The sequence below is a fragment of the Micromonospora craterilacus genome, from assembly GCF_003236315.1.
In the GTDB taxonomy this organism is placed as follows: Bacteria; Actinomycetota; Actinomycetes; order Mycobacteriales; family Micromonosporaceae; genus Micromonospora; species Micromonospora craterilacus.
On sequence record NZ_POTY01000045.1, the window covers coordinates 1 to 14,127 of the forward strand.

Annotated in this window: 14 protein-coding genes; 13 read left to right on the plus strand and 1 reads right to left on the minus strand. The window is 71.6% G+C overall.

What is annotated here, in order from left to right; genetic code table 11:
* The first annotated feature begins 90 nt into the window (after positions 1 to 90).
* On the plus strand, positions 91 to 648 hold the full coding sequence (gene efp / locus C1I95_RS09985) for an elongation factor P (protein ID WP_111213507.1): 558 nt from the start codon (positions 91 to 93) through the stop codon (positions 646 to 648).
* 23 nt (positions 649 to 671) lie between these two features.
* On the plus strand, positions 672 to 1,082 hold the full coding sequence (gene nusB / locus C1I95_RS09990; protein WP_199523674.1) for a transcription antitermination factor NusB: 411 nt from the start codon (positions 672 to 674) through the stop codon (positions 1,080 to 1,082).
* Between the two features lie 100 nt (positions 1,083 to 1,182).
* On the opposite strand, the gene bldD is transcribed toward nusB, so the two are convergent.
* Positions 1,183 to 1,671 carry a transcriptional regulator BldD gene (gene bldD / locus C1I95_RS09995; protein WP_007458348.1) on the minus strand — a complete coding sequence of 163 codons (489 nt, stop codon included), beginning with the start codon at positions 1,669 to 1,671 and terminating at the stop codon, positions 1,183 to 1,185.
* A gap of 315 nt (positions 1,672 to 1,986) precedes the next feature.
* Between bldD and pyrR the strand changes: the two genes are divergently transcribed.
* From pyrR to rpoZ, 11 genes are all read left to right on the plus strand, one after another.
* The gene (gene pyrR, locus C1I95_RS10000; RefSeq protein WP_111213509.1) at positions 1,987 to 2,571 is read left to right on the plus strand and encodes a bifunctional pyr operon transcriptional regulator/uracil phosphoribosyltransferase PyrR; all 585 of its coding nucleotides are present in this window, start codon (positions 1,987 to 1,989) and stop codon (positions 2,569 to 2,571) included.
* 55 nt (positions 2,572 to 2,626) lie between these two features.
* Positions 2,627 to 3,553, plus strand: a complete 927-nt coding sequence (locus tag C1I95_RS10005) for an aspartate carbamoyltransferase catalytic subunit (RefSeq protein ID WP_111213510.1) — start codon at positions 2,627 to 2,629, stop codon at positions 3,551 to 3,553.
* The gene (locus C1I95_RS10010) at positions 3,550 to 4,881 is read left to right on the plus strand and encodes a dihydroorotase (RefSeq protein ID WP_111213511.1); all 1,332 of its coding nucleotides are present in this window, start codon (positions 3,550 to 3,552) and stop codon (positions 4,879 to 4,881) included. Before C1I95_RS10005 ends, C1I95_RS10010 begins: the two co-directional genes overlap by 4 nt.
* Positions 4,878 to 6,038 carry a glutamine-hydrolyzing carbamoyl-phosphate synthase small subunit gene (carA, locus tag C1I95_RS10015; RefSeq protein WP_111213512.1) on the plus strand — a complete coding sequence of 387 codons (1,161 nt, stop codon included), beginning with the start codon at positions 4,878 to 4,880 and terminating at the stop codon, positions 6,036 to 6,038. Before C1I95_RS10010 ends, carA begins: the two co-directional genes overlap by 4 nt.
* A complete protein-coding gene (carB, locus tag C1I95_RS10020) occupies positions 6,031 to 9,459 on the plus strand; it encodes a carbamoyl-phosphate synthase large subunit (protein ID WP_111213513.1) in 3,429 nt (1,142 codons plus the stop codon). The genes carA and carB overlap by 8 nt, the downstream gene beginning before the upstream one ends.
* Entirely contained in the window at positions 9,456 to 10,499 is a 1,044-nt protein-coding gene (locus C1I95_RS10025) for a quinone-dependent dihydroorotate dehydrogenase (protein WP_111213514.1), read from the plus strand. Before carB ends, C1I95_RS10025 begins: the two co-directional genes overlap by 4 nt.
* 110 nt (positions 10,500 to 10,609) lie before the next feature.
* Positions 10,610 to 11,884, plus strand: a complete 1,275-nt coding sequence (locus C1I95_RS10030) for an adenosylmethionine--8-amino-7-oxononanoate transaminase (RefSeq protein ID WP_111213515.1) — start codon at positions 10,610 to 10,612, stop codon at positions 11,882 to 11,884.
* Positions 11,885 to 11,925: 41 nt separating this feature from the next.
* On the plus strand, positions 11,926 to 12,762 hold the full coding sequence (pyrF, locus tag C1I95_RS10035; protein ID WP_111213516.1) for an orotidine-5'-phosphate decarboxylase: 837 nt from the start codon (positions 11,926 to 11,928) through the stop codon (positions 12,760 to 12,762).
* Between the two features lie 171 nt (positions 12,763 to 12,933).
* A complete protein-coding gene (mihF, locus tag C1I95_RS10040; protein WP_007458370.1) occupies positions 12,934 to 13,251 on the plus strand; it encodes an integration host factor, actinobacterial type in 318 nt (105 codons plus the stop codon).
* Between the two features lie 25 nt (positions 13,252 to 13,276).
* Positions 13,277 to 13,810 (plus strand): nucleoside/nucleotide kinase family protein, encoded by a 534-nt coding sequence (locus C1I95_RS10045; protein WP_111213517.1) that lies wholly within the window; start codon positions 13,277 to 13,279, stop codon positions 13,808 to 13,810.
* A 50-nt stretch (positions 13,811 to 13,860) separates the two neighbouring features.
* Positions 13,861 to 14,124, plus strand: a complete 264-nt coding sequence (gene rpoZ, locus C1I95_RS10050) for a DNA-directed RNA polymerase subunit omega (RefSeq protein ID WP_007075826.1) — start codon at positions 13,861 to 13,863, stop codon at positions 14,122 to 14,124.
* Positions 14,125 to 14,127: the final 3 nt, after the last annotated feature.

The following is a 14,127-nucleotide window of genomic DNA, read 5'->3' on the forward strand; positions in this document are numbered from 1 at the left end:
GGCCTGCCGGCTGACGCCGGCGGGCGGCGGGTTGGGCGGCGGCTAGTAGACTTCACAGGTCTGTCCGCCAATTCATGATCAAGGCAGGAAATGGCCTCCACCAACGACCTTAAGAACGGCCTGGTACTCAACCTCGACGGAGAGCTCTGGTCCGTCGTCGAGTTCCAGCACGTCAAGCCCGGTAAGGGTGGTGCGTTCGTGCGTACCACGCTGAAGAACGTGCTGTCCGGCAAGGTGGTCGACAAGACCTTCAACGCGGGCACCAAGGTCGAGACCGCGACCGTGGACAAGCGCACGATGCAGTACCTCTACGCCGACGGCGAGGACTACGTCTTCATGGATCTGGAGACGTTCGACCAGATCACGGTGCCCGGCGGCACGGTCGGCGAGGCGGCCAACTATCTGCTGCCCGAGGCCGAGGCGATCGTGGCCACCCACGAGGGGGTGCCGCTCTACATCGAGCTGTCGACCTCCGTCGTGCTGGAGGTCACGTACACCGAGCCGGGCCTGCAGGGCGACCGGTCCACCGGCGGCAACAAGCCGGCGACGGTGGAGACCGGCGCGACCGTGCAGGTGCCGCTCTTCATCACCACCGGCGAGAAGATCAAGGTCGACACCCGCGACGGCCGTTACCTCGGCCGCGCCTGATGGCCGAGGGTCCGAAGCAGCAGATGCCGGCGCGCCGCAAGGCGCGCAAGCGGGCGCTGGACGTGCTCTTCGAGGCCGACCTGCGTGATCGTCCGCCGAGCGAGGTGCTCGCCGGCTATGTCGAGCGGATCGAGAAGCCGCGCCCCGATCATCTCGGGTACGCGGTGGGTCTCGTCGAGGGCGTGGCCGGTCACCTAGACCGGATCGACGAGCTGATCTCCAGCTACGCCGAAGGCTGGACGCTGGACCGGATGCCGGTGGTGGACCGTAACCTCGCCCGGATCGCGGTCTACGAGCTGTTGTACGTCGACGAGATCGACGACGCGGTGGCGATCAGTGAGGCCGTCGAGTTGGCCGGGCAGATGTCGACCGACGATTCGCCCCGTTTCCTCAACGGTCTGCTCGGCCGCATCGCCGAGTACGCCACTCGCTGAGGCGGGACGCCACCCGCTGAGGCGGGCTCGGCCGCGCCAGGCGTATCCGACGAAAGGGCCCGTGCCGGATGGCACGGGCCCTTCGTGGCGACAGCGCAGGTCAGGAGGCGAAGAAGGCGCGCGGGTCGGCGACCAGCACGCCGTGCTCGGTGAGCCGCTCGATCAGGCCGGACGGCGAGGCGTCGTAGACGATCGCCAGGGCGCGCAGGTCGTCGGCGCGGATCGACAGCACCCGGCCGTTGTAGTCACCGCGCTGCTGCTGGATGGCGCGGGCGTAGCGGGCGACGTAGGCGAGGTCCTCGCTGGCTTCGTCGTAGAGCCGCTCCAGGTCCAGCACGATCTTGCTGGTGGGCTCGTGCCGCACCCCGCTGCCGTCGGGCAGCAGCTCCGACACCGGAACGCGGTAGAACTCGGCCAGCTCGGCCAGGCGGGACACGGTGACGGCCCGGTCGCCGCGCTCGTACGAGCCGACCACCACCGCCTTCCAGCGCCCGTTCGACTTCTCCTCCACCCCCTGCAGGGACAGGCCCTGCTGCTGGCGGATGGAGCGCAGACGGGCGCCCAGAGACTTGGCGTATTCAGAGGGCATTCGGACACTCCCAGTGCTGCTCGGGGTTCTCCCAGCGATCGCTACGGAGCGTGACGGTACGGGGATTCGTAAACGTGGTCAAGTGGTCGTGACCTTCCCGTTGGGCACGCTGGGTGAGTTGTCCCGTTTCGCCAGGCTGAGTGCCGGGTCAGTGGATGTCGCACGATCGTGGCGCAGCACACCGTGCCCGACCGCGATCGGGGCGTCGACCACTGGTAACGTGACCGGAGCCCCTCCGCCGACCGCCTGCGGCCGGTCCGGAGGTTCCGACGTCCTTTAACGACCCGTCCCGTGAGGCGGGGAAGGAGGTCTGCCGTGGCGTACCCATCGGCTGCCCGCTCGTCGCCACCGCGACAACCCTCGGTGAAGGTGATTCTGACCAGCGCCGACGTGCAACGCGTCGTCGACCGGATCGCCCACCAGATCCTCGAGAAGACCCAGGGCGCGGCCGACACCGTGCTGCTCGGCATCCCGACCCGCGGCGCCCCCCTCGCCCGGCGGCTCGCCGACCGGATCAGCGCCTTCGAGAACATCGCCGTCCCGGTCGGCGTGCTCGACATCACCCTCTACCGCGACGACCTGCGCCGGCACGCCACCCGGGCGGTCGGCCCCACCCAGCTGCCGTCGGGCGGCATCGACGGCATGCGGGTGGTCCTCGTCGACGACGTGCTCTTCTCCGGCCGCACCGTGCGCGCCGCCCTCGACGCGCTGGGCGACCTCGGCCGGCCGGCGTCCGTGCAGCTGGCCGTGCTGGTCGACCGGGGGCACCGGCAGTTGCCGATCCGCGCCGACTACGTCGGCAAGAACATCCCGACCGCGCTGGCCGAGAGCGTGAAGGTGACGCTGGCCGAGACCGACGGCGCGGACGAGGTCCGGCTCTACGGGGAGACTCCACGGTGAGCGCGAGCAGTGCAGCGCAGCGGAGCCCCGCAGTCGCGAACGAAAGGCCGGCACTGTGATCAGGCACCTGCTCTCCGGCGCCGACCTGGACGCCGACACCGCCACCCAGATCCTGGACACCGCCGCCGAGATGGCCGCCGTGTCCGGCCGCGAGGTCAAGAAGCTGCCCGCGCTGCGTGGCCGCACCGTGGTGAACCTCTTCTACGAGGACTCCACCCGCACCCGGATCTCCTTCGAGGCGGCGGCCAAGCGGCTCAGCGCCGACGTGATCAATTTCTCGGCGAAGGGGTCCAGCGTCGCCAAGGGCGAGAGCCTGAAGGACACCGCGCTGACTTTGCAGGCGATGGGCGCCGACGCGGTGGTCGTGCGGCACCCCGCCTCCGGTGCCCCGCACCGGCTCGCCGACTGGGTCGACGGCTCGGTGGTCAACGCCGGTGACGGCACCCACGAGCATCCCACCCAGGCGCTGCTCGACGCGTACACCATGCGGTCCCGGCTGGGCCGGTTGGCCGGCCTGTCGGTCGCGGTGGTGGGCGACGTGCTGCACTCCCGGGTGGCCCGTTCCAACGTGCTGCTGCTGTCCACCCTCGGTGCCAAGGTCACCCTGGTCGGGCCGCCGACCCTCATCCCGCTCGACATCGCCGCCGCCCTCGCCCCCGGCACCGACGTCTGCTACGACCTCGACGCGGTGCTGCCGTCCTCGGACGTGGTGATGATGCTGCGGGTGCAGCGGGAGCGGATGAACGACTCCTACTTCCCGTCCGCCCGCGAGTACGCCCGCCGCTACGGCCTCGACGGCCCACGGATGCGCCGGCTGCCCGAGCACGCGATCGTCATGCACCCCGGGCCGATGAACCGGGGCATGGAGATCGCGCCGGAGGTCGCCGACTCGCCTCGCTCCACCATCGTCGAACAGGTCGCCAACGGGGTCTCCGTCCGGATGGCCGTCCTCTACCTGCTGCTCGGGGGGAACAACCGGTGAACTCGCACCTGATCAGGAACGTCAGCGTGCTCGGCGCCACGCCGACCGACCTGCTGATCCGCGACGGCGTGGTGGCCGAGGTCGGCCCGGGCCTGTCCGCGCCGGACGCCACCGTCGTCGACGCCGCCGGGCTGGTCGCCCTGCCCGGCCTGGTCGACCTGCACACCCACCTGCGCGAGCCCGGCCGGGAGGACGCCGAGACCGTCGAGACCGGTTCCCGGGCGGCGGCGCTGGGCGGTTACACCGCGGTCTGCGCGATGGCGAACACCTCGCCGGTGGCGGACACCGCGGGTGTGGTGGAGCAGGTCTGGCGGCTCGGCCGGGAGGCCGGGCTGGTCGACGTGCAGCCGATCGGCGCGGTCACCGTCGGGCTGGCCGGCGAGCGCCTCGCCGAGCTGGGCGCGATGGCCGACTCCGCGGCCCGGGTGCGGATCTTCTCCGACGACGGGCACTGCGTCGCCGACCCGAAGCTGATGCGTCGCGCGCTGGAGTACGTCAAGGCGTTCGACGGGATCATCGCCCAGCACGCCGAGGAGCCCCGGCTCACCGAGGGCGCGCAGATGCACGAGGGCGAGGTCTCCACCCGGCTGGGCCTGACCGGCTGGCCGGCGGTGGCCGAGGAGGCGATCATCGCCCGGGATGTGCTGCTGGCCGAGCACGTCGGCAGCCGGCTGCACGTCTGCCACGTCTCCACCGCCGGCAGCGTCGAGGTGCTGCGCCAGGCCAAGGCCCGGGGGGTACGCGTCACCGCCGAGGTGACCCCGCACCACCTGCTGCTCACCGATGCACTCGTGAGCGGGAGGAGTGAGCTTGCGAGCCCCGCACTCGCGAACAACTGGAGCCCAGCCGGAGCCTACGACCCGGTCTTCAAGGTGAACCCGCCGCTGCGTACCGCCGCCGACATCGCCGCCCTGCGGGCCGCGCTGGTCGACGGGGTGATCGACATCATCGCCACCGACCACGCCCCGCACGCGGTGGAGGACAAGGAGTGCGAGTGGGCGTACGCCCGGCCGGGCATGCTCGGGCTGGAGACGGCGCTGTCGATCGCGCTCGACGTGCTCGGCCCCGAGTGGGACGTGATCGCCGAGCGGATGTCGCGCACCCCGGCCCGGATCGCCGGGCTGACCGAGCACGGCCACGACCCGGCTCCGGGCGCGCCGGCCAATCTGACCCTGGTCGACCCGGCGGCCCGTCGGGTGATCGACCCGGCGGAGTCGGCCAGTCGCAGCCGCAACACCCCGTACGCCCGGATGACGCTGCCGGGTCGCATCGTGGCGACCTTCCTGCGTGGCGAGGCGACGGTTCTGGACGGAAAGGCTCTCAAGTGAAGCGCAGGCACGCGATCCTCGTCCTGGAGGACGGGCGCACGTTCCACGGCGAGGCGTACGGCAGCGTCGGGGAGACCTTCGGCGAGGCGGTCTTCAACACCGGGATGACCGGCTACCAGGAGACGCTCACCGACCCGTCGTACCACCGTCAGGTGGTGGTGCAGACCGCTCCGCACATCGGGAACACCGGCGTCAACGCCGAGGACGACGAGTCGCGGCGGATCTGGGTTGCCGGTTACGTGGTCCGCGACCCCGCCCGGCTCAGCTCGAACTGGCGCGCCACCGGCGGGCTGGAGGACCGGCTCGCCACCGAGGGCGTGGTCGGCATCAGCGGGGTGGACACCCGGGCGCTGACCCGGCACCTGCGCGAACGTGGGGCGATGCGGGTCGGCATCTCCAGCGTCGACGACGACCCGCGGGCGCTGCTGGCCCGGGTGCGCCAGTCGCCGCAGATGCTCGGCGCGGACCTCTCCGCCGAGGTGACCACGACGGCGCCGTACGTGGTCGCCGCCGAGGGGGAGCACCGGTTCACGGTGGCCGCGCTGGACCTGGGCATCAAGCGCAACGTGCCGCGTCGGCTCGCCGCGCGTGGCGTCACCACCCACGTGCTGCCGGCCAACTCGACCATCGAGGAGCTGCTGGCCACCGGCGCGGACGCGGTCTTCTTCTCGCCCGGTCCGGGTGACCCGGCCACCGCCGACGGTCCCGTCGCGTTGGCCCGGGAGGTGCTGCGTCGCGAGGTGCCGCTGTTCGGCATCTGCTTCGGCAGCCAGATCCTCGGCCGGGCGCTCGGCTTCGGCACGTACAAGCTCGGCTACGGCCACCGGGGCATCAACCAGCCGGTCCTCGACCGGGTCACCGGCAAGGTGGAGGTGACCAGCCACAACCACGGCTTCGCGGTGCAGCTGCCCGGCGTACAGCCGGGTGCGGTCGTCCCCGACCAGGTGATCGAGACCGAGTTCGGTGGCGTGCAGGTGAGCCATCTCTGCCTCAATGACAACGTGGTCGAGGGGCTGCGGGCGCGTGACGTGCCCGCCTTCACCGTCCAGTACCACCCGGAGGCGGCGGCCGGTCCGCACGACGCGGACTACCTCTTCGACCGGTTCGCCGAGTTGATCGAGGGCCGGACCCACAGCGAGGGGCGCACGAATGCCTAAGCGGACCGATCTCAAGCACATCCTGGTGATCGGCTCGGGGCCGATCGTCATCGGGCAGGCCTGCGAGTTCGACTACTCCGGCACCCAGGCGTGCCGGGTGCTGCGCAGCGAGGGGATCCGGGTCAGCCTGGTCAACTCCAACCCGGCAACGATCATGACGGACCCGGAGTTCGCCGACGCCACCTACGTCGAGCCGATCACCCCCGAGTTCGTCGAGCTGGTGATCGCCAAGGAGCGGCCCGACGCGGTGCTGCCCACCCTGGGCGGGCAGACCGCGCTGAACACCGCCGTCGCGTTGCACGAGGCTGGCGTGCTGGACAAGTACGGCGTCGAGCTGATCGGCGCCGACATCGACGCGATCCGGCGCGGCGAGGACCGGCAGCTGTTCAAGGAGATCGTGGCCAAGGCCGGCGTGCGGCTCGGCGTCGAGGACCCGTCCGGCCTGGTGCCGCGCTCGCGGGTCTGCCACTCGATGGACGAGGTCCGCGAGACGGCGGCCGAGCTGGGCCTGCCGGTGGTGATCCGGCCCTCGTTCACCATGGGTGGCCTCGGCTCGGGCATGGCACACACCGACGCCGACCTGGAGCGCATCGCCGGGGCCGGCCTGGCCGCGAGCCCGGTGCACGAGGTGCTGATCGAGGAGAGCGTGCTCGGCTGGAAGGAGTACGAGCTCGAACTCATGCGGGACCGCCACGACAACGTGGTGGTGGTCTGCTCGATCGAGAACATCGACCCGATGGGCGTGCACACCGGCGACAGCGTGACCGTGGCGCCGGCCATGACGCTGACCGACCGGGAGTACCAGCGGCTGCGTGACCTGGGCATCGCGGTGCTGCGTGAGGTCGGGGTGGACACCGGCGGTTGCAACATCCAGTTCGCGGTGAACCCGGCCGACGGCCGGATCGTCGTGATCGAGATGAACCCGCGGGTGTCCCGCTCCTCCGCGTTGGCCTCGAAGGCCACCGGCTTCCCGATCGCCAAGATCGCCGCGAAGCTGGCCATCGGCTACACCCTGGACGAGATCCCCAACGACATCACGCTCAAGACGCCGGCCGCGTTCGAGCCGACGCTGGACTACGTGGTGGTGAAGATCCCCCGGTTCGCGTTCGAGAAGTTCCCCGGCGCGGACCCGGAGCTGACCACCACGATGAAGTCCGTCGGCGAGGCGATGAGCCTGGGGCGCAACTTCACCGAGGCGCTGAACAAGGCGATGCGCTCGATGGAGACCAAGGAAGCCGGATTCTGGACCGTCGCTGATCCGGCCGTCGCTGCCGGGCCGGGCGTCGACCCGGCCGGGGTGGCCAAGGAGAGCGCCCTCGCCGCGCTGCGTACGCCGCACGACGGGCGGCTCTACACGGTGGAGCGGGCGCTGCGGCTGGGTGCCTCGATCGCCGAGGTCTCGGCGGCCTCGGGCGGGATCGACCCGTGGTTCCTGGACCAGATCGCCGCGCTGGTCGAGCTGCGCGCCGAGATCGTGGCCGCGCCGGTGCTGGACGCGGAGCTGCTGCGTCGGGCGAAGCGGGCCGGTCTGTCCGACCGGCAGCTGGCCGCGCTGCGCCCGGAACTGGCCGCCGAGGACGGGGTGCGTACGCTGCGGCACCGGCTCGGCATCCGGCCGGTCTACAAGACCGTGGACACCTGCGCCGCCGAGTTCGAGGCCACCACGCCGTACCACTACTCGTCGTACGACGCGGAGACCGAGGTGGTCGGCTCGGCGCGGCCGAAGGTGCTGATCCTCGGCTCCGGGCCGAACCGGATCGGGCAGGGCATCGAGTTCGACTACTCCTGCGTGCACGCCGTGCAAGCGCTACGGAGCGCGCCCCTCGGCTCGGCCGAGGCGTCCGGTTCCGGCGCCGGCGGCGTCGGATCCGGGTTCGAGACCGTCATGGTCAACTGCAACCCGGAGACCGTGTCCACCGACTACGACACCGCGGACCGGCTCTACTTCGAGCCGCTGACCTTCGAGGACGTGCTGGAGGTCTGGCACGCCGAGGACTCCTCCGGCCGGGCGGCCGGCGGGCCGGGCGTGGTCGGGGTGATCGTGCAGCTCGGCGGGCAGACCCCGCTCGGGCTGGCCCAGCGGCTCAAGGACGCCGGTGTGCCGGTGGTCGGCACCTCGCCGGAGTCGATCCACCTGGCCGAGGAGCGCGGTGCCTTCGGGTCGCTGCTGACCCGGGCCGGCCTGCGCGCGCCGGCGCACGGCACCGCCACCTCGTACGAGGAGGCGAAGGAGATCGCCGACGAGATCGGCTACCCGGTGCTGGTCCGCCCGTCGTACGTGCTGGGCGGGCGCGGCATGGAGATCGTCTACGACGACGTCACGCTGCGCGACTACATCGGCCGGGCCACCGACATCTCCCCGGACCACCCGGTGCTGGTGGACCGGTTCCTCGACGACGCCATCGAGATCGACGTCGACGCGCTCTGCGACGCCGACGGCGAGGTCTACCTCGGCGGGATCATGGAGCACATCGAGGAGGCCGGGATCCACTCCGGCGACTCCTCCTGCGCGCTGCCGCCGATCACCCTGGCCAGCTCGCACGTGGCCCAGGTCCGCCGGTACACCGAGGCGATCGCCCGGGGCGTCGGCGTACGCGGCCTGCTCAACGTGCAGTACGCGCTGAAGGACGACGCGCTGTACGTGCTGGAGGCCAACCCGCGTGCCTCGCGTACCGTGCCGTTCGTCTCGAAGGCCACCGCGGTGCCGTTGGCCAAGGCGGCGGCCCGGATCGCGCTCGGCGCGACCATCGCCGAGCTGCGCGCCGAGGGGTTGCTCCCGGCGACCGGGGACGGCGGCTCGTTGCCGCCGGACGCCCCGATCGCGGTCAAGGAGGCGGTGCTGCCGTTCAAGCGGTTCCGCACGCCCGCCGGCAAGGGGGTGGACTCGCTGCTCGGGCCGGAGATGAAGTCGACCGGCGAGGTGATGGGCATCGACACCGCCTTCGGGCCCGCCTTCGCCAAGTCGCAGTCGGCGGCGTACGGCTCGTTGCCGACCGAGGGCAAGATCTTCGTCTCGGTGGCGAACCGGGACAAGCGCGGCATGATCTTCCCGGTGAAGCGCCTGGCCGACCTGGGCTTCGAGATCGTCGCGACCAGCGGCACCGCGGAGGTGCTGCGCCGGCACGGCATCGCCTGCGAGCAGGCGCCCAAGCACTACGAGGCCGGCTCCGACGACGACGCGGTGTCGCTGATCCTGAGCGGCCGGGTCGCCCTGGTGATCAACACTCCGCAGGGGTCCGGGGCCAGCGCCCGTTCCGACGGCTACGAGATCCGTAGCGCCGCCGTCACCGCGGACATCCCGTGCATCACCACCGTGCCCGGCGCTGCCGCCGCGGTGATGGGCATCGAGGCCCGCATCCGCGGCGACATGCAGGTGCGCCCCCTCCAGGACCTGCACGCCACCCTGCGGGCCCCGCGGTGATGTTCGAGCGGACGGTGCGGCGTGGGCTGTTCCGGGTCGGCGGTGGGGACGCGGAGACGGCGCACGAGTTCACGTTGCGGCGGTTGGCCGCGCTGTCGCGGATGCCGGTCGCGCTGGCGGCGTTGCGGGCCCGGTACGCCGTGGCGTCGCCCCGCACGGTGTTCGGGGTGCGGTTCCCGAACCCGGTTGGCCTGGCCGCCGGGATGGACAAGGACGGCGCCGCCCTGCCGGCGTGGCCGGCGCTGGGCTTCGGCTTCGTCGAGGTCGGCACGGTGACGGCGCACCCGCAGCCGGGCAACCCCCGGCCGCGGCTGTTCCGGCTGCCGGACAGCGAGGCAGTGATCAACCGGATGGGCTTCAACAACGCCGGCGCGGCGGCGCTGGCGGCCCGGCTCGCGGCGCTGCCCCGCCCGCTCGGCGTACCGCTGGGGATCTCGCTCGGCAAGTCGAAGGTGACGGCGCTGGACGAGGCCGTGGCCGACTACCAGGCGTCGTACCGCGCGTTGCGCGGGCATGGCGACTACTTCGCGGTCAACGTCTCCTCCCCGAACACTCCGGGGCTGCGGGCGTTGCAGGACCGGGCCCACCTGGACGCGTTGCTGGCCGCGTTGGTCGGCGAGAAGCCGGTGCTGGTGAAGATCGCGCCCGACCTGACCGAGCAGGCCGTCGCCGAGCTGCTGGAGGTCTGCCTGGCCCGGGGCGCCGCCGGGGTGATCGCCACGAACACCACGCTGGGCCGCGACGGGCTCGCCCCGGCCGACCGGGGCCGCGCCGGCGAGGCGGGCGGCCTGTCCGGCCGGCCGCTGGCCGACCGGGCCCGGCAGGTGGTCGCCTTCGTCCACGCCGAGACGGGCGGGCGGCTGCCGATCATCGGCGTGGGCGGCATTGTCGACCCCGACGACGCCACCCGGATGTTCGACGCCGGCGCCAGCCTGGTGCAGCTCTACACCGGCTTCATCTACCGCGGGCCGGCCCTGCCCCGCGCGGTCGCCCGCGCCGCAACAGCCGCCCCGACATCTGCACGAACCACGGCACGATGACCACCCCCGCCGCCCGCGATCATGCACTTTCTGCCGGGGCGAACGCGGCATACGGGACACAACGGCGACCAGAAGTGCAAGATCGCGGGACAGCGGGGGCGGGGGGGCTGATGACGCCTGAGGAGATAGTTGCCGCGGATGCGGCGCATGTTTGGCATCCGTACAGCACGTTGCCGCCGGCGGTGGCGCCGTATGTGGTGGACGGCGCCCAGGGGGTGCGGCTGCGGCTGGCCGACGGGCGTGAGCTGGTCGACGGGATGTCGTCCTGGTGGTCGGCGATCCACGGCTACCGGCACCCGGTGCTGGACGCGGCGGTGACCGAGCAGCTGGGCCGGATGAGCCACGTCATGTTCGGCGGGCTGACCCATGCGCCCGCCGTGGAGCTGGCCCGCACCCTGGTTGAGTTGGCGCCCGACGGGTTGGCGCACGTGTTCCTGGCCGACTCCGGCTCGGTCAGCGTCGAGGTCGCGGTGAAGATGTGCCTGCAGTACCAGCGGGCCACCGGCCAGCCGCAGCGCCGCCGGCTGGGCACCTGGCGGGGCGGCTACCACGGCGACACGTTCCACCCGATGAGCGTCTGCGATCCCGAGGGCGGCATGCACCACCTCTGGGGCGACGTGCTGCCCCGGCAGGTCTTCGCCCCGGCACCGCCGGGCGGCTTCGACTCCGCGCCGGATCCGGCGTACGAGGCGGCGCTGGTCGACGCGGTCGAGCGGCACGCCCACGAACTGGCCGCGGTGATCGTGGAGCCGGTGGTGCAGGGCGCCGGTGGGATGCGCTTCCACCACCCGCACTACCTGCGGGTGCTGCGCGAGGTGACCCGGGCGCACGGCGTGCTGCTGATCTTCGACGAGATCGCCACCGGTTTCGGCCGTACCGGGACGATGTTCGCCGCCGAGCACGCCGGGGTCGTTCCGGACGTGATGTGCGTCGGCAAGGCGCTCACCGGTGGCTACCTCACCCTGGCCGCCGCGCTGTGCACGGCGGAGGTGGCGCGGGGCATCCGCACCGGCGGCGTCCTGGCGCACGGACCGACGTTCATGGGCAATCCGCTTGCCTGCGCGGTCGCCAACGCCTCCCTGGGCCTGCTGCGGGCCGGGGACTGGGCCGGGCAGGTATCGAGGCTTGAGCGGGGTCTGCGCGCCGGTCTGGAGCCGCTGCGCGGCGCGCCGGGGGTGGCGGACGTCCGGGTGCTCGGCGGGATCGGCGTGGTGCAGCTGGATCACGAGGTGGACCTCGCCGGCGCCACGGCCGCCGCGGTGGCCCAGGGGGTGTGGCTGCGCCCGTTCCGCGATCTGGTCTACACCATGCCGCCGTACGTCACCGACGACGCCGACCTGGCACTGATCGCGGCAGGGGTCGCGGCGGCGGTCAAGGCGGGCTGAGTCGGCGTGGCCGGCGGAGGACGAGAGGAAGGCACGGCGGTATGGAGAGCTTCGGCGCCCGGTTGCATCGGGCGGTCAGCGAGCGGGGCCCGCTCTGCGTCGGGATCGATCCGCATCCGGCACTGCTGGCCCGCTGGGGCCTCACCGACGACGTCGACGGGTTGAGTCGGTTCGCCCGGACCGTCGTGGACGCCCTCGGTGACCGGGTTGCGGTGGTCAAGCCCCAGTCGGCGTTCTTCGAGCGATTCGGGTCCCAAGGGGTGGCGGTTCTTGAGTCAACTATCCGACAGTTACGAGATTATGGCTCGCTCGTTCTGCTTGACGTCAAGCGCGGCGACATCGGCTCGACGGTCCGCGCGTACGCGTCGGCGTACCTCGATCCATCCAGCTCCATGTATGTCGATGCGGTGACCGCGAGCCCCTTCCTGGGGGTCGGCTCGCTCGACCCGATGTTCGAGCTGGCCGCCGAGCACGGCGGTGGAGTGTTCGTTCTGGCGCTGACCTCCAACCCCGAGGGCGCGTCGGTCCAGCGGGCCCGCGGCGCTGACGGACGCACGGTGGCGCAGACGGTGATCGACGAGATTTCCCAGCTCAACGCGGGTGCGGAGCCGCTCGGGAGCTTCGGGTTGGTGGTCGGTGCGACGGTCGGTGAGACCGGCTGTGACCTGTCTGCGGTGAATGGTCCACTGCTCGCGCCGGGCCTCGGCGCACAGGGTGCGACGGCTGCGGATCTGCGGGTGGTCTTCGGTTCCGCCCTGCCTGCGGTGCTGCCCTCGTACTCCCGGGAGGTGCTGGGTGCCGGCCCGGACCCGGAGGCGTTGCGGGCTGCGGCGGAGCGTGCGGTGGCCGACTGTCGGGCGGTTCTGGCGTCGTCATGACTGACTGACGGGTCGGTCACTTTGTGGTGATCATTGCGTGCCCACGTTGCCGAAAGCTCCGTTGACCGCTAGTTTTCCCCGCGCTGGGAACCCCTTGGTTCACAGCGACACCACGTTTCACAGATGCGGCGGCGCGTCCCGCCCGCCGCGATAGGGACCTGAGGAGAACTGGTGCCGCTCCCGTCACTGACCCCCGAGCAGCGCGCAGCCGCGCTGGAGAAGGCTGCGGAGATCCGCAAAGCCCGTGCCGAGCTGAAGGAGCAGCTCAAGCAGGGCAAGACCACCCTCGGAGCCGTTCTCGAGCGGGCCGAGTCCGATGATGTCGTCGGCAAGCTCAAGGTGTCGGCCGTGCTGCAGGCGATGCCGGGCATCGGCAAGATCCGAGCCACCCAGATCATGGAGAAGCTCAAGATCGCCGACAGCCGTCGCCTGCGTGGCCTCGGCGAGCAGCAGCGCAAGGCCCTGCTTGGGGAGTTCGCCGCCAACTGAGCATGGCTGCGTGTAGAAACAAGCAGTGAGCTTGGATGACGAGGCGCGCCCGGCGGCTCGGCTCACTGTCCTGGCCGGCCCATCCGGTGCCGGCAGGGAGAGTGTCGTCGAGTTGGTCCGGGCGCGTTCTCCGTCTGTGTGGACGCCGATCGCGGTCACCACCCGGCCTCGCCGGGAGGGCGAGCTGGACGGCGTCCACCGACACTTCCTCGCACCGGCGGAGTTCGACCGCCGGTTGGCCGCGGGCGAGCTGCTGGAGTGGAGCCGGCTCGGCGCGTACCGGCGCGGCACGGAGATCGGCCCGTTGCGCGGCCGGCTCGCCGCCGGGCAGCCGGTCCTGCTCCCGCTCGACCTCGACGGGGCGCTGCTGGTCCGGGCCGCGTGGTCCGAGGCGCGACTCGTCCTGCTCCACCCGCCCGGCCGGATCCCGGGTCCGGCGACGGTGGCGGCCTTCGACCACAGCGTGTCGCACGACCGCACCGAGCGGGTCGTGGCAGAGCTGGTAAGATTCATCGGTTCTTCCTTCCTGGCTCCGGCCCGGCCGCGTCCGCGCGGTTGAGCGCCGGCACCGCGTTCGCGCGGTCCGTGCGAAAGACGCAGAGGTTATCCGTGGGATCCATCGCCAACCCCGAAGGCATCACCAACCCGCCGATCGACGAGCTCCTGGAGAAGACGACGTCGAAGTACGCGCTGGTCATCTTCGCGGCCAAGCGCGCCCGTCAGGTCAACGCCTACTACAGCCAGCTCGGCGAGGGCCTGCTGGAGTACGTCGGCCCGCTGGTCGAGACCACCCCCCAGGAGAAGCCGCTCTCCATCGCGATGCGCGAGATCAACGCGGGCCTGCTCACCGCCGAGCCGACCGACCAGCCGTAATCT